Origin of the sequence: Mumia sp. zg.B21, assembly GCF_019550855.1 — a bacterium.
GTDB lineage: Bacteria > Actinomycetota > Actinomycetes > Propionibacteriales > Nocardioidaceae > Mumia.
In genome coordinates this window covers 168,596-186,866 of the sequence record NZ_JAHWCJ010000001.1, presented here as the reverse complement: position 1 = coordinate 186,866, position 18,271 = coordinate 168,596, and the positions used below count along the sequence as shown (strand labels likewise).

Genomic DNA, 18,271 nt, shown 5'->3' with positions numbered 1-18,271 from the left:
GTGCGTCCGCCTAGGCCTCGCCCATCCGCGTCACCGTGTACGCCCTCGCCGACGTCTCCATGTGCGCGGCGCACGTGAGCAGCGTCGGAGGTCGTTCGCTCGCCTCGACCTCGGCCACCACGTGGGCCGCCGCTCGACGCTCCTGGCCAACCTCCAGCTCCGCGACCCACCGACCGTCTCCGACCTGACGACCGTCGACGAAGCGCACCGCCTCGGCGGGCAACGGCCCGTACCGCTCGTACGCCGCGATGACCGCTGCCTGGCCGTACGGCGGCGCTGACGCCACACCGCGCAGGTACGCCGGGACGACTGCGCCCGTGAGGTGGGACGAGACGATGTCGACGGCGTTGTCGGCATCGAGGTTGCCGTACGTCGTGCCGCCGGGCAGCACGATCACGTTGGCGGCGAAGCGGTCGCCGCCGATGTGCGAGCACTCCCACGTCCCCTCGGGCCAGCGCTCGGCGAGAGCCGCCGCGACGGGGCGACCGCGGACCGCGCAGCAGACGTCGTGCCTGCCGTGGGTGCACACCAAGAGGGTCGTCGGCGTCGGCCCCGTCGCCTCCGGGAGCGGCTCGCCGACGATGGCGGCGGCGTCACGGAGGTCCGCGCTGTCCCGCCACGTGCCCCACACCTGCTCGCGCCCCGGCTCGGTGTCCAGGACGGCCCAGCGCCGCTCGGCACCGACCACCTGACGTCCCGGTCTGCGGATCATCAGCAGCCGTGACCGCGCGGGACGGATCGCGGCAGCCAGCTCCGCCAGGACGTGCGGCTCGATCGCGTCGGACGCGAAGGCGTTGAACGGCCACGGCCCGGGGTGCTCGACGAGGAGCCAGCGGCGCGCGGGAGTCGCGGTGGCCACGAGCGGGTCCTCACGTCGCCGCGCCGCCGTCGCACAACGGAACGGCTCGGCGGCCGGCGCCTCGGTCGGCACGGGATCAGCGGCCACGGACCACGACTGCCCGTGCCAGCAGACGGCGCGCGAGGTCGATCCCGAGCGTCCCGACCGGGATCTCCCGCGAGACCAGCAGCTCGCGGACCGCAGGAAGGTCCGCGGCATCGAGCCGGACCGTCCCCGCACGGCTCACAAGATCGGCGCCACCGTTGTCGCGCAGGCGCAGCTCTCCGTGCAGGTGCTCACGCAACGTCACCACGTCGTCCGGCTGAAGCTGCTGCGAGGCTCGCAGCTGCGCGACGGGGCCGACGGGCGCGGGCCTGCCAGCGCGACGCGAGGCACCCTCGAGCCGACGAGCGACGGCGGCACGGTCGAGGTCGGCGATCGCCGAGGCCAGTCGGTCGCGTACGAGGTCGAGATCGTCACCGATCGCCTGCTCGTCCCCGAGATCGACGCCGACGTCGAGGGACGCACGGATCGCGGGGTCGTCGGTGAGCGACCGGAGCACCGATTGGAGGACCTCACCGGCGAGCGCGTGCCGGGTCCAGGCATGGACGCCGAGCGTGAGGTGCGTGCTGACGTCTCCGAGCGCGGTGGCCGCGTGCAGATATCCGCGGGGCAGATAGAGGCAGTCGCCGGGCCGCAGGACCGTACGGATCAGCGGCGGCTCCTGCGCGGCGTGCGCGACCGCGGCGCGGCGCTCCGTCCACGGCTGATCACGCAGCGGCGCCTCGAGGACCGGAGGGCGGATACGCCACTCCTTCTCACCGCTGACCTGCAGCACGAACACGTCGTGAACGTCATAGTGGTCGTCGAACCCCTGCGCCTGCGGCGGGGTGACGTATGCATTGGCCTGCACGGGGTGGCCGAGCTCCTCGGCCAGATCTGCGACGAAGCGTACGAGCGGCGGCCACGTGCGGTGCAGCCCCTGGAGCACCAACGTCGCGCCGTCGCCGAAGAGCGTGCTCAGGCGGGAGTCGTCGACCTGGTCGGTGATGCCCGCACCGACGCCGGCCCCGGCGGTGAAGTCGCGGTTCGGCAGCGTCGTCCCGTCGCGCGCCACCCGGAGGAACGGCGTACGCAGACCGTGCTCGGAGAGGAGCGCGTCGACCGCGTCCTCGTCGAGCAGGTCCTCGAACCCGCCGTCGCGTTCGGCGGCCGTCGCCAGGAGCGGTTCACGGCCCCAGTAGGTCGACGCGAACTCCTCCAGCGGTCGGCCCAGCAGGCGTGCCGTCGGGCTCGCCGACGCGGCCTCAGGAACGACAGCGGGGCGCCCCTCGGAGAGGGGCGCCCCGATCCGATCAGCTGTCATGCGCTGCCGTCTGCCCCACCGTCGTGCACACCGGGAACGCCCTCGGCGCCACCGTCGGCGGGACCCTCGGCACCGCTGTCGGCACCACCGTCCGCGCCACCGTCGTGCACACCGGGAACGCCCTCGGCGCCACCGTCGGCGGGACCCTCGGCACCGCTGTCGGCACCACCGTCCGCGCCACCGTCGTGCACACCGGGGACACCCTCGGCGCCACCGTCCGCGGGGCCTTCTGTCTCGGGATCGCGTTCGCTCATGTGGATCTCCTTCTGCCTACGCCGACCACGCCGGCGGAGTGCGGATGTGCTGAGACCGGGAGCCACGGAGGACTCCACCACCTCAGTCTTGCCCTCTTGCCGTGTGGGCGAAACCTTACGGCGAATCGGTCCCGGGTTCAGGTCACGTGCGATCCGAGCGGGATCATCGTGCGCTGTCACGTTCCGGGGTCGGTGTGCGTCTCCATGTCATACCCGCTCGCACAGGAGGTCGACATGAACGGATCACCCCGCATCGCCCCCGCCGAGATCACCGGCATCAAGGGCGCAGTCATCAAGCGGTTCGCGAAGAAGAAGCTCGGCCAGGTGCCGGCGTCGGTCGGCGTGTACTGGCACAACCAGAAGGTCATGATGGCCCTGAGCGGTGCCAGTACCAAGGTCGAGAAGTGGGACGCCTGCGACGAACAGCTGAAGTCGTTCGCGCACATGGCGGTGGCCGCCCAGGTGGGGTGCAGCTGGTGCCTGGACTTCAACTACTTCGAGACCTTCAACAAGAACCTCGACATCGAGAAGGCGCGCGAGATCCCGCGGTGGCGCGAGTCCGACGTCTTCTCCCCGCTCGAGCGCGAGGTCTTGGCGTACGCGGAGGCGATGTCGACGACGGAGCCGACGGTGACCGACGAGATGGTGGCGTCGCTCGTCGCGCAGCTCGGCGAGGCCGCCGTCGTCGAGCTGACCGCCATCATCGCCTTCGCCAACTTCACGACACGAGGCAACATCGCTCTCGGTATCGAGTCCGACGGTTTCGCTGCGGCGTGCGGACTCCCTCCTCTCGCAGGGCCGACCACAACCCCACCGACGGCCGTAGGGTCGTGAAGGTGTCCGACGACCCGTTCCTCGCCAACCGAGGTCTCCTCTTCACGATCGCCTACGAGATGCTCGGCTCGGCGGCCGATGCCGAGGACGTCGTCCAGGACACCTGGCTGCGGTGGGACGCGATCGGCGCCGACGCCCGCGCGGACGTGCGCCACCCGCGCCCGTTCCTCGTACGGATGGTGACGCGCAAGGCCTTGGACCGGCTCCGGGCGAACGCACGGCGGCGTGAGGAGTACGTCGGAGAGTGGCTCCCCGAGCCGCTGCTCACGGCGCCGGACGTGGCGGACGACGTCGCGCTTGCCGAGAGCGTCTCGATCGCCATGCTCACCGTCCTCGAGACGCTGACGCCGACCGAGCGCGCGGTGTTCGTGCTGCACGAGGTGTTCGAGACGCCGTATGGGGAGATCGCGGAGACCCTCGGCAAGACTCCGGCAGCCGTACGCCAGATCGGGCACCGTGCCCGTGAGCACGTCGCAGCGCGGCGGCCCCGGATGGAGGTCGGCCGCGTCGAGCAACGGCAGGTGGTCGACCGCTTCCTCGCGGCGGTGTGGGAGGGGGACCTGCAAGGGCTGCTCGATGTCCTGGCACCGGACGTCGTGCTCGTGGCCGACGGCGGCGGCGTCGCTCAGGCCGTGCTCAACCCGGTGGCCGGCGCCAAGAAGGTCGCCAACCTCCTGAAGCCGTTCAGACGTCTGACTCCGGGTGCTGAGATCGTTCCCACCGTGTTCAACGGGACCCTCGGCGCTCGGGTCGTCGGCATCGCCGACGGGTTCGACACCGCGATCAGCTTCGTCGTCGAAGCCGGTCGGATCAGCCGCATCTACGTGGTGCGCAACCCGGCCAAGCTCGGCATGATCGACGTCGTGGCGACGCTGAGCCGCTAGGGCCGGCGTACGGGCGTCCCTCTCCATCGCGGTCGCCGGGTCCATCCCCGGCGGGATCCGCAGGTTGAGCCCGAGCCGCCGTCACCGCGAGAAAAGCGAAGCCTGAGGAAGGTTGACGACGCGCGTAGGGGGTACCTCCATAGCCTTGCACGCCCTCACCAGATCGCTCCATCCATGGAGCGGGGGTGCGCGGGCTCGCCAGGAGGCAGCGATGTATCTGCACGTTCAGCGACTCATCAACGAGATCATCCCGGACGAGCCGGACCCCGCAGCGGCCAACGCGCTGCAAGAAGGGCTCGGCGGCCAGTTCGGCGAGATGCGGACGATGATGCAGTACCTCTTCCAGAGCATGAACTTCCGCGGCCCGGACGGGAAGCCCTACCGGGACCTCCTCCAGGGGATCGGGACAGAGGAGATCAGCCACGTCGAGCTGATCGGCACCACGATCTCGCGCCTGCTCGACGGCTCGCCCCGATACAACGGGAAGAAGACCGACCCGCTCGACATGCCCGGCGCCAAGGGCAAGACTCCTCTCGACACGGCGCTCCACGAGAGCAACATCCACCACTACCTGGTGGCCGCTCAGGGCGCCCTGCCGGTCGACGCCGCGGGCAATCCGTGGTCCGGAAGCTATGTCTACAACTCGGGCAACCTCGTCCTCGACCTCCTGTACAACCTGATGCTCGAGTCCACCGGACGCCTGCAGAAGTGCCGGATCTACGAGATGACCAGCAACAAGACGGCGCGCTCGACGATCTCGTACCTGATCGTGCGCGACCAGGCCCACGAGAACGCCTATGCGCGCGCTCTCGAGACGCTCGGCGTCAACTGGGCATCGGTCCTCCCGATCCCCAAGACCAACGCCGAGAGGTACCCGGAGGTCAAGAAGCTGGTGGACCTCGGACTCCAGTCGAAGCAGTACACGTTCGATCTCGAGGGTGCCTCGGAGGCCGGACGCATCTTCCAGGGCATGTCACCGTCGAACGACGGGACGCAGCTCGACGCCACGGAGCAGGCGCCGATGGGGGTCCCTCTGACGATCGCCGAGGAGCGGTTCGAAGAGTTCTCGCCCGGTCTCGACCCCGAGCTCCTGTCGCTGATCCAGGCCACCGCGGAGATCGAGATGGCGGAGGCGTCCGACCCGCTCTTCGGGCCCACGACCAAGGCCTAGGACTACGCAGCGGCCCCGTCGCACCGCGGCGGGGCTGCCGTGTGCCAGCCTGACCACTCCGACGTCTCGCTTTATCATGTGTGAATGCCACGTCAGCAGGATCCCGAAGACCGGTTCGTCGAACTGGCGCGTTCGCTCAAAGAACAAGGCGACGAGAGCGAGACCCTTGACCATGCTCTCAAGATGGCGGTCGACATCATCTCGGGGTGCGACGAGGCGGCCGTCAGCCTGATCCGACGCGGGGGCCGCATCGAGACCCTCAACACCATCGGGTCGCGGGCGGCAGAGGCGGACCAGCTCCAGTACGACGCCGGTGAGGGGCCGTGCCTCGATACCATCGCCCACCACGAGACCACGCTCGTGCCCAATCTGGCCGACGAGGCGCGGTGGCCGCGCTGGAGTCAACGGGTCAACCGTGACCTGGGCTTCGGAAGTGCCCTCTCCTTCCAGCTGTTCACCACCGCCACCGACTACGGCGCGCTCAACATGTATGCCGAGCGCGCCGACGCGTTCGACGGCCATGACCAGATCGTGGGCCTGGCCATGGCCGCCCACATCGCCGTCGCCCTCGCCTCGTCCCGCCAGATCGACAACCTCGGACGGTCGGTGAACAGCCGCACGGTCATCGGCCAGGCGATGGGCATCGTCATGGAGAGGTACGGGCTCGACGACTCGCGAGCGTTCCGATTCCTGCAGCGAGTCTCCAGCATCACGAACACCCGGCTCCTCGCGGTTGCCGAGCACATCGTCACCACCCGGCGGATCCCCGAGCAGCACACGGCGGCCGGCTAGCGCTGGCCAGACCTCTCACGAGGTCTCGCGCAGAAGGTCCCCGCCGAGTCGGGTCAGGGTGTGCAGCACCGAGTCGCCGTCGCGGCGGCTGGTGATCAGCCCGGCCTCGCGCAAGGTGCGGGTGTGATAGCTGACGGTCGCGGCCGACACGCCCACCCGAGCGGCAAGCTCGGAGGTGGTGGCACCGACAGCACAGGCGGCGAGCGCCGTCGCGCGACTGCCTCCGATGAGGGCGGCGAGGGCCCGCTCAGGGGACACGGCGACGAGGTCCGCGGCGGTTCGCGACACGGGGTAGACGAGGACCTGCGGCAGGTGGGGATCCCTGAGGGTGACCGGTTGCCGCCAGCAGAAGTACGAAGGGACGAGGCGGAGCCCGCGACCCTCGAGATAGACGTCGCGGTCGTCCACGTGGTCGACCACACCGAGCACCGGTGCATGCCAGACGAATGACGGACCGAGGCCCCGGAGCAGTCCGTCCACACCCCCGTCCAGCAGCTGCCGGGCGCGCAGTGCTCGCTCGCTCTCGAACAGGCTCTCCATCTGACCGGTGACCGGCGAGATCACCGTGGCGTGGTAGGCACGCAGGGCATCGGTCAGGGTCGAGCGCGAACGGGGCTCGGCCAGCGTGCTCAGCGGTGAACCGGCGCCCCGGCTCGGATCCACCCGCGCGATCTGCTCGGCGACGCGATGCTCGGGCGATTCGAGGATCGCGTCCAGCCCGGCATCGAGACCCTCCGCCGCCCTTCCCGGCGTGAGGAAGTCGGGGTAGTAGCGGGCGAGCGGAAACAACGGCAGCAGCATCGAACGAACCGCGCGTCCGAGGCCGGTGTCGCGCAGGTTGCGCAACGCATCCTCGTACCACCTCTCGTGCAGCCAGCGGCCCCCACGAGTCTGGAACCGGTGGAGGCTGGACGCGATCTCCCACATGGGATCGGGCGCGGCAGCAACGCTCGTGAGAGCGAGATCGTGCTCGCTGAAGTGAATGCGCAGCACTGGCTTCCCCCCTTGTCAGACCTCCCACAGGCTCGCACACGGGTAGGTCAGCGCTGCCTATTTCGATGCTCGTCGAAATGCCTGTCGTTCTGGTGCGGCCGGATGACACGATCCCTTCGCCGAGGCGCCGTGCACGCAGCACGTCGACGCGCCACGGCGTCCATCAGCATCACCAGGGGGAAACATGAAGAGGAAGATCTACTCGGCCTTGGCCGCCGTCGGGCTCACCGCCGGCCTGCTGGTCACGTCGGGCGCGCCGGCCTCGGCCAGTCCCGGCTGCACCCACAAGGGACTGGCAGTGGCCAGCACCGGCAACATCGTCGCCATACCCGCGACGAGCAGCGGCGATGACCATTGCCACCTCCAGCAGGGCTACGCCTCTGCAGCGGTCCGCACTCTCCAGAACTCGATCAACTGGTGTTACCGAGGCCGGGGGGAAGCGGTCCTCAAGATCGCCGTCGACGGCAACTACGGCCCGGCGACCAAGGCCGCGGTCAAGCGGGTCCAGCAGATCGCAAAGATCACGGCTGACGGCGTGTACGGACCGGCGACCAGGGACAAGATGCTGCACCGACAAGACGTGTGGGAGGGCGACCAGGACACTAACGTCTGCCGAAGGCTCTAGTGACCGACGCGCTAGGCGGTGCCGCCATCACCGTGTTCAGGTCAGCTGGTCGACCCGGATCAGGTTGCCGGCCGGATCACGGAACGCGCAGTCCCGTGGACCCCATGGCTGGTCCATCGGCTCCTGCAAGACGTCGACGCCACTCGAGCTGACCTTGTCGAAGAGGGCGTCCAGATCGCTCGTGCTGAACACGTAAGGGCCCGGACCGGAGCCCTTGGCGACGAGACGGTGCAGGGAGTCGCCGTCGTCCTCGGACCGTCCCGCTCCCGGGTCGGAGAGGACGACGGTGACACCCTGCTGGCCGGGGAAGCCGAGGCTCACCCACCGGTGACCGTCGGACTCGACGTCGTTGACCACCTCGAGGCCGAGCGCGTCGCGATAGAAGCCGATCGCGGCGTCGACGTCGTCCACCGTGATCGGGAAGTACTTCGCTCTGATGTCCATGCGCCTCACGCTACGGACACGGCGACGCCGAGGCTTCTCCGATCCTGCTGAGCTGCCCTGTCCTCGGCCCTCCCCCCGTCCTCAGCGAAGGGGCACAGGGCGCGTGAGCAGACGCGCGATGCAGGGAGGCATCGCCTCGACCGCGTCGTGGGGCCGCGCGCGATAGGCGCTGGGCGTCTCTCCCACGATGCGCGTGAACGTCGAGCTGAAGGATCCGAGCGAGGAGGCGCCGACGGCCATGCAGGCATCCGTCACGCTGACGCCGGCGCGCAGCAGCGCCATCGCGCGCTCCACACGTCGTGTCATCAGGTAGCCGTACGGCGTCTCGCCGTACGCGCGTTTGAACTCGCGGCTGAAGTGCGCGTCAGACATGCACGCGCGTCTGGCCATCGCTGGCACGTCGAGCGCACGCGCGTAGTCGGCGTCCATCAGGTCGCGAGCACGACGAAGGTGCGCGAGGGTCTGCGGGCTCTGCGCTTGCACCTCCCGACGGTACCGCCCCGTCGGCCGCGCTCGTCGCGATCTGACCTACCTCTGCCGTGACGGTGATCTCCGCACCGTTGCGCACGTAGGCCGGGTCGCTCACCCGCGCGAGGATCATCCGCCGCGCGATGCGGTTCTCGGCACTGACGACGGCCTGGACGGCGGAGAAGTCCTCGCTCGGGACGTCGTGGACGACGGCGTCGATCAGGCGGGAGCCGAGACCTCTGCCCTGGTCGGAGTCGGCGACCACCACCGCGACCTCGGCCGTCAACCCGCCGCCGGCCGGTTCGCCGTCGCCCGTGCTCGTCGCGATCGGTGCCCACATGGCATGTCCGACGACAGCGGCGCCGCGGAAGGCGAGCACCGAACCGCCCACGGCACCGGGCCGGAGCAGGTGCTTCGCGAGGGCCGGTGGTGTCTGGGGTCCGAAGCCGGTGAGAAAGCGCCGATATGAGGTGTCTGGCGACAGAGCGAACAGGAAGGCTTCCATCGCCTCGAGGTCGTCGAGGGAACCCGCACGGAGCTCCACGTCGCTCGGCTCGACCGTCGCTGTCATAAAACCCCCCGAAAGCAAAGACAATACGAACGATCGTATCATTTGTTAGGCTGTGGCTCTGCGCTAAGTTCGGGGAGACATGGAGACGGAGACCACTCTCGGCGACCATCCCGACGGGAGGGTGCGCCGCGGCAATGCGACGCGGCGGGCAGTGCTCCGTCGTGCCGTGGATGTGGCCTCCGTCGAGGGCCTCGACGGACTCTCCATCGGGCGCCTGGCCACGGAGCTCTCGATGAGCAAGAGCGGCCTGTTCGCCCTGTTCGGCGCGAAGGAGCAGCTCCAGCTCGCCACCATCCGGGCAGCGAAGCGGATCTATTTCGACACCGTGGTCCGCCCGGCGCTCGAGACGACCCCCGGCCTCGGGCGGGTGTCGGCCCTCCTCGCCGCATGGCTCGACTACTCGCGCGAACGCGTCTTTCCGGGCGGTTGTTTCTTCGCCAGGACGAGCACCGAGTACGCCGCCCGCGACGGCGCGGTGCGTGACGCCCTGACCACGGCGCACTACGAGTGGCTTCAGCTCATCGAGCGGTCGCTGATGGAGGCCCAGGCCCTCGGCGAGCTCGATGCCGCCGAATCAATCGACCAGCTCGTCTTCGAGCTGAACGCGTTCCTCGACGGCGCCAACCTCGACTCCCTGTTCGACCGCGGCGACACGTCCTACGACCGCGCCCGACGCGCCATCCGCGACCGCCTGCGCTTGGCCGCCCACGGTCACCCGACGACGGGCTGACGCAAGATCGTCCGCAGCGCGGACGAGTCCGTACTGCGAGGATCGGAGAGGTAGATCTCGTGGTGGCGTCCGGACGGACGCAGCCCGTGCGCGGGAAGGAACTCCTCGTGGAGGCGTCTCAGGGTCGGACCCTCGTCGTCGTACGAGCCTCGATGGAGGATCTGCACGCTCCGGCCCTCGTCGTATCCTTCGAACCTGAGCAGACCCAGCGCCGGTAGTCCCTTCTTGCTCCCCACGGCCAACGCCTCGTCGACGATGTCGCCGGTGATCCAGTCCGGCTGAGCGATCATCATCGTCCAGTCCCACGCACTCTTGTCCCGCGTCTGGAACACCGACAGGTCGTCGGCGGTCCAGAGTCCTTCGAGCGGCGCCACCGTGTGTACCCGGTCCAGTCGCGTCTTCGCGATCGACCGGGCGCCGTACGACGTCGTGTAGAGCGCTTCGACCGCCTCTCGATAGGCGGGCGAGGTGTTGGGGTCACCGTGTCCGTCGATCATGAGGAACGACATCTCGGGGACGTCCACGACGACGAAGTCGTCAGCCTTGGGCGCGTAGAGGTCCTTGCGTTCCTTCTTGATGTCGTAGCTCGACACTGTCCGCTCCCCCGCGCCCCGTGAACGACCGGCCCCTCCGGCGTGCAGACGACCCTAGTGGCTGCGGGTCAGCTCACCGCGAAACGTCGCGCGGTAGGTGGTGGGACTGACACCAACCGTACGGACGAAGTGCCGACGCAACGTGGTGGCCGTGCCGAGGCCGCACCGGGTGGCGATCTGCTCCACCGACGCGTCGGTGCGCTCGAGCAGCTCCTGGGCGCGGAGCACGCGTTCGCGGTGGAGCCACCTCAGAGGCGTCAGCCCGGTCGCGGTGCTCATCCGGCGCGTCAGCTGGCGTGCGCCGAGTCCGGCCTCGCGTGCCAGGTCGGTGACCGTGAGCGGCTGGTCGAGGTGTTCGCGGGCCCAGTCCAGGGCAGCACCCACGCAGTCCGGCCCGGTCGGACTCACGGGTGCCGCGATGAACTGTGCCTGCCCGCCCGGTCGTTGCGCCGCCACGACCAGGCGCCGCGCGAGCCCGTTGGCGGCGGCGCTGCCGAAGTCGGAACGCACCAGGTGCAGGCACAGGTCGAGGGCGGCCGTCTTGCCGGCGGAGGTGAGGACCTGCCCGTCATCGACGTAGAGCACGTCGGCACGCGCGCGTACGGCCGGATAGAGGCGCTCGAGCTCAGCGACGTGCATCCAGTGCGTCGCGGCCTCACGCCCGTCGAGCAGTCCGGCCGCGGCGACGACGAAGGCGCCGGTGCACAACGACGCGATGCGCGCCCCTCGCGCATGAGCCGCCCGCAGCGCGTCCACCAGGGTCGGGTCGGGCGCGGCGTCGAGGTGGTTCGTCGACGGGACGATGACGAGGTCGACCCCTGTCAGCGCGTCGTACCCCACGGTCGGCGCATCGCCGAGCCACGGCGCGGGTGTGCCGTCGGGGGTGGCGACGACGAGGGAGTACCACGCGCCGTCGCCCGAGAGGTCCGACCGGTCGACGCCGAAGACCTCGGCGGCGATCGCCGTCTCGTACAGCATCGCGTCAGCGTGCAGAGCCAGCCCCACGTTGACCATGTCGCAAACTGTACGACAGGCGTCGGTTCGGACACTGGCTGTTCAGCGGTGGCTCGCGATGGGATGGGGACATGACTTCCTCCTCCCCCGGTCCCGTCGTCGTGTACGGCGCGTACGGTCACACCGGCCGCTTCGTCGTCGACGAGCTCCTTCGACGCGGCCTCACTCCGATCCTCTCCGGCCGTGACGAGACGCGACTCGCAGCGATGACCGACGGGCGGCGCGACCTGGAGATCCGTCCGGCGCGGGTGGACGATCCCGATGCGCTGCGTACGGCGGTGGCTGGCGCGGCTGCCGTCATCAACGTCGCCGGCCCGTTCCTCGACACGGGCGTGATCGTGTCGGGTGCTGCGGTTGCCGCGGGAGCCCACTACCTCGACGTCACCGCCGAACAGCCTGCCGTCGAAGCCGTGTACGCCGCGCGCGCTCTCGATGCAGAGGAGGCGGGGGTCGCGGTCATCCCCGCGATGGCGTTCTACGGCGGCCTCGCCGACCTGCTCGCGACGTCCATCCTCGACGGGTTGACAGAGCCGGCCGCGCTCACGGTCGCGGTCGGGCTCGACCGTTGGTGGCCGACAACCGGCACACGACTCACAGGGAGCCGCAACACCGCACCTCGACGGACCATCGTCGACGGACGGCTGGCACCACTCGGCGAGTCCCCGCCGCCCGACCCGTGGGACTTCCCGGGGCTGGGCGAGCAGGCCGTCGTCGCCGTCCCGTTCTCGGAGCCGGTCCTCATCGCGCGGCACCTGCCCGTCGACCGGCTCGACTCCTACCTCAGCGCGTCGGCACTCACCGACATCCGCGATCCAGAGACCCCTCCTCCCCCGGCGATCGATGACCGCGGCCGTTCGTCCCAGCAGTTCGTGGTCGACGTCGTCGCGCAGGCTGGGACGCAGACGCACCGGATGTCAGCCAGTGGCCGGGACATCTACGCCGCCACGGCACCGGTGATCGTCGAGGCAACGGCTCGACTGCTCGACGGCCGCGCTTCCGGTACAGGTGCCGTCGCACCGGGTGAGGTGTTCGACGCCGAGGACTTCCTGCGGGCGCTCACGCCTGACGTGCTGACCCTGCGGCGGGACGTCCGCCGCGCTCAACCGTCCGCTGCTGCCGCGCGCTCCTGAACCAGCACCGCGATTCCGTCCACCTCCGCACCGGGATCACGACGTCCGATAACCGCCAGCATGCAGTGCGGTGGCTGACAAGGATCTGTCTATGAGCATGTCAATTCACGCGCTGCCCGCCTCCGTCTCGATCACGCACGCCAGGGACTGGCTCGACACCGAAGGTGGTGCTCAGCTGCGCTGTTGCCTGCGCAACAGTCGAGTCGGCGAGCGAGTGCGTCTGGGCGCCGTGACCCCGCCCGGCCCGCAAGGTGTGTACGCCGAGACCGGGCCGGTCTTCCTACACGCCGACGGTTGCGAGGGGCCGCAGTCTCCGGGCTATCCGGACGACTTCCGCTCAAGGACGGTGGTCTTCCGGGCGTACGACCAGCGTGGGCAGATAGTTGGTGGTGAGATCGTCGAGCCGGGCACCGGTCAAGAGGCTGTGGCCGAGCGGTTGTTGGCGGAGCCAGACGTCGCTTTTCTGCACGTCCGCAACACGGTCTACGGCTGCTACATGTTCGCAGTCCACCCGGCGGCGTGACTCGGATCGTCGTCCACGCGCTGAGCGCCGACGAGCTCGGTCGTGTGCGTGAGCTGGGCGCAGGAGGCGGTCGATCTGGGGGTGCACGCACGGAGCGCGGCGTCGGGGCACCGGCTCGTGCGCGGTGAGGTAGCCACGGATCGTGGCAGGGAGCTGGAACGGTTCGAGTCAAGACAGGGGACTCTCCCCCGGCGAGAGGGATGACGCACCAACTGCCGTGAGGGCATCGACGAGAGGGCGCGGCACCCGGTCGAGGTCGAGCGCACCGACGAGCAGCCGCGCGTAGCGTGCCTTTCGTCCACTCGTCGTGCCGAGGAAGCGCCGAAGCACCTGGTCCTCCGGCCTGTCTCGGTGGAACGGTTGTCGGGTCAGCGTGCGCCACGCGCCGAGGTCGCCCGCCGACTCGATCACCTCGAGGACCCGCGGCACGCCGAGGCTGCGGATCAGCTCGTCCTCGAGGTCGAGGTCACAGACGAACCTCGCGGTCGGGATGGCCTGGTGACGGGCGAGGGTCCGCTCGACGTACGGGGACTCGCGGACGTCGTGGAGGACAGCGACCAGCTCGGCATCATCGACGGGGTCGAGATGGCGGCCGAGGTTGGTCACCCCGCCCAGCGCCACGACGGCCACCCCGGCGCCCGCGAGGTCGGTTCCCCGCCGACGCGCGAGCGCCCGCACGGCGACCTCGTCGCTCTCGCCCTCGACCAGCAGCAGCCTGCGTGGCATGGACTGACGATAGCCACCCCAGCGTCAGGAGCGGGGTCGTCCCGGTCGACGCCTCAGGCCGTCGTGTCGCACTTCCCTGTCGGCTCACACACCCGAAGGCCGTACGGGACGAAGATCTGGTGCTTGCGACCACCTGCCCGGTACGTGATGTCGAACCCGCGCGCCCGAGCGATCCCCTTCAGGGTCTTGCGGAGCTCCACGACCAGCTCCGGAGGGCTGCCTGCGGCCCCGCTGCACGGCGCAGACAACCGCGTCGTGACCGGCCGGCCATCGAGGTTCTCGTGCAGCGAGGCATTCTCGTCGACCACCACCCCACTGTCGCCGTTGGCGGCTCGCACGGGAGCCACGAAGCCGAAGTCGGTCACTGCCAGCCCACGGGCACGACCGGCGGCCGCAACGGCGAGAACGTCGACGGCCCCGTTTGCGTCCGCGCAGAGCGGGCCGACCGAGAGCGTCAGCCTGCCCGGGCCGGCAACGCGAGCAACGGCCGCGACCGAGCCGTCTCCCTCGACGTCCTCGACCGGGGCTCCGCCGGTCACGAACGCGAGCGCTCCGATCGACGCAGCGGCGACGGCCACCACCACACCGACCGCCAGCGCAGCTCGGCGCGGCGTCTCGCGCCGCGTCTCATGGTCGTTCAACGCCGTCTCGCCATCAAGAGAAGGGGTGGTGCACCGATGGTGCCGCACGCCCGCACCGCTCTCTGCGGCAGGTCCGGACTAGGCGGCCACGTCAGCGAGCCGGGACGGCACACGCGTGCCCTCGGTGAGCAGCCGCTCCAGGGACCTCAGGTCACCGGTACGCGAGGCCGCGAAGAACGCCTGGAGGAGGTGACCGTGAGCATCGGCGTCGACTCGACGCGCACGGTCGCTCGAGAGGTGCTCCTGCCCTCGACGACTCAGCTGCCGAGCGTTCGCGGCGGTGGTCTCGAGCAGCCGGGCGATCGTCGCGTAGGGGTAGTCGAAACCCTTGCGGAGGACGTACGCCGCCAGCTCGGCCGCGGTCAACCGCTCCAGCAGGAGGTGAAGGACCTGCTCGACCTCACTGGCGCGCTCGACGTGCCCTGACGGGTCTTGGGCGGGGTCGGCGAGCCCGAGCACGGCCGGGCTGCCTGACCTCTCGTGCCGGTGGTGGGCCGACTGGATCACGTTGATCGCGAGGCGGGTGGTGGTCGTCGAGAGGAAGGCAGCGGGGTTCGTGACCTTTGCAGGGTCGGTGCGCTGCCAGCGGAGCCACGCGTCCTGGACGACGTCCTCGGCGCCGGCGACGTCGTGGACGATGCGGTAGGCGACCCGGAAGAGGTGCGTGCGGTGACAGAGAAAGGTCTGGAGGGCGGCGTCGAGGTCGTGTGGGGACATGCGGGCTCCTGTGGGACCGGACCGACGGCACCCGAGTGCCTGGGAGATCCAGCCTCCGGTCGTCGCCTCGTGCCCCGCGCCCCGGAGATCCGTGGTCCGGTGCGTGGTCGCGCGCCTACGGACGAGCGGCCGTCCCCGACGTCAGCGCGTCGCGCAGATGACGCCGTGAGCCGATCCCGAGCTTCGCGAACACCTTGCGCAGGTGCCACTCGACGGTGTGCGGGCTCAGATAGAGCTCGGCGCCGATCTCCGGGTTGGTCATCCCCTCCGCCGCGAGCGCGGCGATCTGCGACTCCTGGGGTGTGAGGGGGTCGTCCCGGCGGTCGTCGCTGGGACGGGCACTCTCCCCCGTCGCGCGGAGCTCGCGGCGGGCCCGCTCCGCGAAGGCGTCGGCTCCCATCGCATGCAACAGCTCGTGCGCGGCACGAAGGTGCTCGCGCGCCAGCGCTCGCCTCTTCGTACGCCGGAGCCACTCGCCGTAGAGAAGGTGCGTGCGGGCGACCTGAACCGTGATGCCCTCGCCCCGCAGGTGCTCCAGCGCTGCCTCGTACAGACGGTCCGCCTCGTCCCCGGCCCGCAGCAGGGCCTCGCAGCGTGCTCGCATGCCCTGGGCCCACCCGGTGCCGACCCGAGCAGTCCGCTCGGTCAGGCGACGGAGCGACTCCGCGGCGAGGTCGTCCTCGCCACACCTGACGGCCGCCTCGACGTGCTCGGCCAGCGCCCAGCCGGTGAAGTTGAAGCCGTCGTGCTCGATCCCTGCGCGGGCTCCGTCCAGCGCTCGGTCGTAGCGGGCGAGCCCGTTGTAGAGGACCCCTTCGACATGTCCGCTGACTCCGAGGAGCGAGACCTCGCCGCGGACGGTCGCGCTCTCGCGTGCCTCGTCGAGGATGCGTGTGGCATCAGCCTCCTCACCCCGCCAGGCCGCGAGCACGAGCGCCGCGTACGTCAGCCGCGCGGAGCCGGTCGCCCTGCTGATCGCGTCACCCTCCGCGATCAGGCGCGCGGCAGCGGCGAGATCGCCGCGGTGGAGGTGCACCCCGGCTTCGAACTGCAGTGCTTGGGGCAGCACGCCGAGTGCGCCGACGTCTCGCGCGACGCGCACCATCCGGGCCGCCAGCGTCGTCCACGCCGCGAAGTCCCACAGCTGGTGGACGTAGGTCTCCTGCGCCACAGGGGCCAGCGCCAACCACCGCTGGGTCGCCTCTCTGTCGGTTGGTTCCTCGTCCGCGAACGGCCCGAGCGCTCGTCGCAGCAGCGGCGCCCCTTCGGGAAGCCCGTCGGCGAGCAGGGTGGTGACCCCCTCCAGCAGCAGGTCTGACGGGGCAGGCGGTGATGACGGCGCGCCGACAACGCCGGTCACGTAGTCACGTGCGGCGATCGCCGCAGCCTGAGCACCCGCGGGCCCGTGGACCCGACCGGAGAACACGGTGGCGCTGATCGCCTCCAGGTAGGTCTCGCGCGCGAGGGGTGACCCTTCGCTCGCGAAGGCGGCGGCTGCGTCCAGGAGCAGTGGTGCGGCCTCGTCGCTGCGGCTGCGGGCGAAGAGGACACGTGCCCGCAGGCGTACGAGCCGCGCCTGGTCCTGCGCGCTCAACGGGCACAGCACGGCGACGCCGGCCAGCTCGGACGCGGCGTCGGGCGACGCTGCAGCGACGTACGCCTCCCCCGCGGCCAACGCGCGTCGCCCACGCCGTCGCGGATCCGGTGTCGACCGCGCTGCCTGGTCGAGGAGCGCGGCCTCAGCGGCCATGCCGCCCCTGAGCCGAGCGCGTTCTGCGGAGCTCTCGAGAGCGGCCGCGACCTCCTCGTCCGGGCCGGAGCCGGCCTTCGCGGCGTGCCAGGCACGCCGGTCGGGGTCCTGGACCGGGTCGGTGGCCAGCGACAACGCGCGGTGGACCTGGCGCAGTTCGTCAGGGAGCGCGTCGCGGTAGACGGCCGAGCGTGCCAACGGGTGTCGGAACCGGACCGACTCCCCGAACTCGAGCAGGCCGGCGGCCTTCGCCGGCGCTGCGTCCGCGGTGATGCCGACGTGCCCGGCGGCCCGCGCGAGAAGGCTCGCGTCACCGACCGGATCCGCCGCGGCGAGGAGCAGCAGCAGCCGAGTCGGCCGCGGCAGGCCCGCCAGCCTCTGCGCGTAGTCGCGCTCGACTCTCGTCGACACCGATCCTGCGTCCCCGATCTCGAAGCCGTACGCGAGGTCGGCGGCACTGCGGCCCCGCGGCAGCTCCAGCAGCGCGAGCGGGTTGCCGTGGGTCTCCGCCACGATCCGGTCGCGGACCTGGTCGTCGATCGGTCCGTGCACCGCCGAGGCCAACAGCTGCCGCGCCGCGTGGTCATCCAGCCCGCCCACCTCCAACGACGGGAGGTCGGCGAGGACCGGCTCACCCTCGGAGTGCCGCACGGCGAAGACGACGGCCACCGGCTCGGCCAGCAGACGACGCGACACGAACTCGAGTGTCTGGAGTGAGACCCGATCCAGCCACTGGGCGTCGTCGACGATCACCACGAGCGGCCGCGCGTCAGCCGATGCCGTGAGCAGGCTCAGCACCGCGAGACCGACCAAGAAGCGGTCGGGCGCCTGTCCGTCCACCAACCCGAAGGCGACCTGGAGCGCGTCGCGCTGAGGGCTGGGGAGGTCGCCGAGCTGTCCGAGGAACGGCGCGCACAGCTGATGGACGCCGGCGAAAGCGAGGTCCATGTCGGCCTGGACGCCCTGCGCCCGGACCACGGTGAGGTCAGAGGCGTGGACGGCGACGTGGTCGAGGAGCGTCGACTTGCCGATGCCCGCCTCGCCCCGGACGACGCAGACAGCGGCGGCGCCGTGTCGCGTCCGATCGACGAGGTCGCACAGGATCTCTGCCTCTCGCCGACGCCCGAGCAGCTGCGTGCGGGGGGTGGCGCTCATGGGCGGCTCCTGCAGGAACGCTCCGCAATGCCGGTGTCACAGATCGCGACGC

The 18,271-nt window shown here is 70.4% G+C and carries 21 protein-coding genes; 8 read left to right on the top strand and 13 right to left on the bottom strand.

Annotation, left to right across the window (positions count from 1 at the left end):
* Positions 1-10: 10 nt before the first annotated feature.
* Genes KV100_RS01035 through KV100_RS01025 form a run of 3 tightly spaced genes read right to left on the bottom strand, consistent with a single transcriptional unit; the run spans position 11 to position 2,458 of the window.
* Positions 11-946 carry a sucrase ferredoxin gene (locus tag KV100_RS01035; RefSeq protein ID WP_220341061.1) on the bottom strand — a complete coding sequence of 312 codons (936 nt, stop codon included), beginning with the start codon at positions 944-946 and terminating at the stop codon, positions 11-13.
* Complete coding sequence (locus tag KV100_RS01030; RefSeq protein WP_220341060.1) at positions 936-2,204, bottom strand: cupin domain-containing protein; 1,269 nt, start codon at positions 2,202-2,204, stop codon at positions 936-938. The genes KV100_RS01035 and KV100_RS01030 overlap by 11 nt, the downstream gene beginning before the upstream one ends.
* A complete protein-coding gene (locus KV100_RS01025; RefSeq protein ID WP_255559275.1) occupies positions 2,201-2,458 on the bottom strand; it encodes a hypothetical protein in 258 nt (85 codons plus the stop codon). The genes KV100_RS01030 and KV100_RS01025 overlap by 4 nt, the downstream gene beginning before the upstream one ends.
* Before the next feature lie 234 nt (positions 2,459-2,692).
* Here KV100_RS01025 and KV100_RS01020 point away from each other — a divergent pair, with 234 nt between their 5' ends.
* The 4 genes from KV100_RS01020 (at position 2,693) to KV100_RS01005 (ending at position 6,139) form a co-directional block, all read left to right on the top strand.
* The gene (locus KV100_RS01020) at positions 2,693-3,292 is read left to right on the top strand and encodes a carboxymuconolactone decarboxylase family protein (protein WP_220341059.1); all 600 of its coding nucleotides are present in this window, start codon (positions 2,693-2,695) and stop codon (positions 3,290-3,292) included.
* Between the two features lie 2 nt (positions 3,293-3,294).
* Positions 3,295-4,176 (top strand): RNA polymerase sigma-70 factor, encoded by an 882-nt coding sequence (locus KV100_RS01015; protein WP_220341058.1) that lies wholly within the window; start codon positions 3,295-3,297, stop codon positions 4,174-4,176.
* A 211-nt stretch (positions 4,177-4,387) separates the two neighbouring features.
* The gene (locus KV100_RS01010) at positions 4,388-5,347 is read left to right on the top strand and encodes a manganese catalase family protein (protein ID WP_220341057.1); all 960 of its coding nucleotides are present in this window, start codon (positions 4,388-4,390) and stop codon (positions 5,345-5,347) included.
* Positions 5,348-5,431: 84 nt separating this feature from the next.
* Complete coding sequence (locus KV100_RS01005; RefSeq protein WP_220341056.1) at positions 5,432-6,139, top strand: GAF and ANTAR domain-containing protein; 708 nt, start codon at positions 5,432-5,434, stop codon at positions 6,137-6,139.
* A gap of 15 nt (positions 6,140-6,154) precedes the next feature.
* Here the strand turns inward: KV100_RS01005 and KV100_RS01000 are convergent, their stop codons facing one another.
* Complete coding sequence (locus KV100_RS01000; RefSeq protein ID WP_220341055.1) at positions 6,155-7,132, bottom strand: helix-turn-helix transcriptional regulator; 978 nt, start codon at positions 7,130-7,132, stop codon at positions 6,155-6,157.
* A gap of 184 nt (positions 7,133-7,316) precedes the next feature.
* On the opposite strand from KV100_RS01000, the gene KV100_RS00995 reads away from it, so the two are divergent.
* The gene (locus KV100_RS00995; protein WP_220341054.1) at positions 7,317-7,757 is read left to right on the top strand and encodes a peptidoglycan-binding protein; all 441 of its coding nucleotides are present in this window, start codon (positions 7,317-7,319) and stop codon (positions 7,755-7,757) included.
* A 36-nt stretch (positions 7,758-7,793) separates the two neighbouring features.
* Here KV100_RS00995 and KV100_RS00990 read toward each other — a convergent pair whose 3' ends face one another.
* The 3 genes from KV100_RS00990 to KV100_RS00980 all read right to left on the bottom strand — a co-directional run bounded on the left by KV100_RS00990 (position 7,794) and on the right by KV100_RS00980 (position 9,240).
* Positions 7,794-8,201: a VOC family protein gene (locus KV100_RS00990; protein ID WP_220341053.1), complete on the bottom strand. Its 408-nt coding sequence runs from the start codon at positions 8,199-8,201 to the stop codon at positions 7,794-7,796.
* Positions 8,202-8,282: 81 nt separating this feature from the next.
* Complete coding sequence (locus KV100_RS00985) at positions 8,283-8,573, bottom strand: helix-turn-helix transcriptional regulator (protein WP_308290348.1); 291 nt, start codon at positions 8,571-8,573, stop codon at positions 8,283-8,285.
* On the bottom strand, positions 8,566-9,240 hold the full coding sequence (locus KV100_RS00980; RefSeq protein WP_220341051.1) for a GNAT family N-acetyltransferase: 675 nt from the start codon (positions 9,238-9,240) through the stop codon (positions 8,566-8,568). Before KV100_RS00980 ends, KV100_RS00985 begins: the two co-directional genes overlap by 8 nt.
* Before the next feature lie 79 nt (positions 9,241-9,319).
* Here KV100_RS00980 and KV100_RS00975 point away from each other — a divergent pair, with 79 nt between their 5' ends.
* Complete coding sequence (locus KV100_RS00975) at positions 9,320-9,970, top strand: TetR/AcrR family transcriptional regulator (RefSeq protein WP_220341050.1); 651 nt, start codon at positions 9,320-9,322, stop codon at positions 9,968-9,970.
* On the opposite strand, the gene KV100_RS00970 is transcribed toward KV100_RS00975, so the two are convergent.
* Positions 9,952-10,563, bottom strand: a complete 612-nt coding sequence (locus KV100_RS00970) for a GyrI-like domain-containing protein (RefSeq protein ID WP_308291317.1) — start codon at positions 10,561-10,563, stop codon at positions 9,952-9,954. The two genes, KV100_RS00975 and KV100_RS00970, sit on opposite strands and share 19 nt — an antisense overlap.
* A gap of 54 nt (positions 10,564-10,617) precedes the next feature.
* The gene (locus tag KV100_RS00965; RefSeq protein ID WP_220341049.1) at positions 10,618-11,577 is read right to left on the bottom strand and encodes a GlxA family transcriptional regulator; all 960 of its coding nucleotides are present in this window, start codon (positions 11,575-11,577) and stop codon (positions 10,618-10,620) included.
* A 71-nt stretch (positions 11,578-11,648) separates the two neighbouring features.
* Here KV100_RS00965 and KV100_RS00960 point away from each other — a divergent pair, with 71 nt between their 5' ends.
* The gene (locus KV100_RS00960; RefSeq protein ID WP_220341048.1) at positions 11,649-12,707 is read left to right on the top strand and encodes a saccharopine dehydrogenase NADP-binding domain-containing protein; all 1,059 of its coding nucleotides are present in this window, start codon (positions 11,649-11,651) and stop codon (positions 12,705-12,707) included.
* A gap of 70 nt (positions 12,708-12,777) precedes the next feature.
* Entirely contained in the window at positions 12,778-13,230 is a 453-nt protein-coding gene (locus KV100_RS00955) for a DUF1203 domain-containing protein (RefSeq protein WP_220341047.1), read from the top strand.
* 168 nt (positions 13,231-13,398) lie between these two features.
* On the opposite strand, the gene KV100_RS00950 is transcribed toward KV100_RS00955, so the two are convergent.
* From KV100_RS00950 to KV100_RS00935, 4 genes are all read right to left on the bottom strand, one after another.
* On the bottom strand, positions 13,399-13,956 hold the full coding sequence (locus KV100_RS00950) for a TOPRIM nucleotidyl transferase/hydrolase domain-containing protein (RefSeq protein ID WP_220341046.1): 558 nt from the start codon (positions 13,954-13,956) through the stop codon (positions 13,399-13,401).
* A 53-nt stretch (positions 13,957-14,009) separates the two neighbouring features.
* Positions 14,010-14,597 (bottom strand): hypothetical protein, encoded by a 588-nt coding sequence (locus tag KV100_RS00945; protein WP_220341045.1) that lies wholly within the window; start codon positions 14,595-14,597, stop codon positions 14,010-14,012.
* 78 nt (positions 14,598-14,675) lie between these two features.
* Complete coding sequence (locus KV100_RS00940) at positions 14,676-15,314, bottom strand: sigma factor (protein ID WP_220341044.1); 639 nt, start codon at positions 15,312-15,314, stop codon at positions 14,676-14,678.
* A gap of 115 nt (positions 15,315-15,429) precedes the next feature.
* Entirely contained in the window at positions 15,430-18,219 is a 2,790-nt protein-coding gene (locus tag KV100_RS00935; RefSeq protein WP_220341043.1) for an AAA family ATPase, read from the bottom strand.
* Between the last annotated feature and the right edge of the window lie 52 nt (positions 18,220-18,271).

Excerpts from the sequence above, each read along its gene's own strand:
- KV100_RS01010 (WP_220341057.1), top strand. The coding sequence starts at position 4,388 with ATGTATCTGCACGTTCAGCGACTCATCAACGAGATCATCCCGGACGAG.
- KV100_RS01005 (WP_220341056.1), top strand. The coding sequence starts at position 5,432 with ATGCCACGTCAGCAGGATCCCGAAGACCGGTTCGTCGAACTGGCGCGT.
- KV100_RS01025 (WP_255559275.1), bottom strand. The coding sequence starts at position 2,458 with ATGAGCGAACGCGATCCCGAGACAGAAGGCCCCGCGGACGGTGGCGCC.
- KV100_RS01020 (WP_220341059.1), top strand. The coding sequence starts at position 2,693 with ATGAACGGATCACCCCGCATCGCCCCCGCCGAGATCACCGGCATCAAG.
- KV100_RS00935 (WP_220341043.1), bottom strand. The coding sequence starts at position 18,219 with ATGAGCGCCACCCCCCGCACGCAGCTGCTCGGGCGTCGGCGAGAGGCA.
- KV100_RS01030 (WP_220341060.1), bottom strand. The coding sequence starts at position 2,204 with ATGACAGCTGATCGGATCGGGGCGCCCCTCTCCGAGGGGCGCCCCGCT.
- KV100_RS00940 (WP_220341044.1), bottom strand. The coding sequence starts at position 15,314 with ATGTCCCCACACGACCTCGACGCCGCCCTCCAGACCTTTCTCTGTCAC.
- KV100_RS00950 (WP_220341046.1), bottom strand. The coding sequence starts at position 13,956 with ATGCCACGCAGGCTGCTGCTGGTCGAGGGCGAGAGCGACGAGGTCGCC.
- KV100_RS00965 (WP_220341049.1), bottom strand. The coding sequence starts at position 11,577 with ATGGTCAACGTGGGGCTGGCTCTGCACGCTGACGCGATGCTGTACGAG.
- KV100_RS00985 (WP_308290348.1), bottom strand. The coding sequence starts at position 8,573 with ATGTCTGACGCGCACTTCAGCCGCGAGTTCAAACGCGCGTACGGCGAG.
- KV100_RS00975 (WP_220341050.1), top strand. The coding sequence starts at position 9,320 with ATGGAGACGGAGACCACTCTCGGCGACCATCCCGACGGGAGGGTGCGC.
- KV100_RS00990 (WP_220341053.1), bottom strand. The coding sequence starts at position 8,201 with ATGGACATCAGAGCGAAGTACTTCCCGATCACGGTGGACGACGTCGAC.
- KV100_RS00980 (WP_220341051.1), bottom strand. The coding sequence starts at position 9,240 with ATGACAGCGACGGTCGAGCCGAGCGACGTGGAGCTCCGTGCGGGTTCC.
- KV100_RS00995 (WP_220341054.1), top strand. The coding sequence starts at position 7,317 with ATGAAGAGGAAGATCTACTCGGCCTTGGCCGCCGTCGGGCTCACCGCC.
- KV100_RS00960 (WP_220341048.1), top strand. The coding sequence starts at position 11,649 with ATGACTTCCTCCTCCCCCGGTCCCGTCGTCGTGTACGGCGCGTACGGT.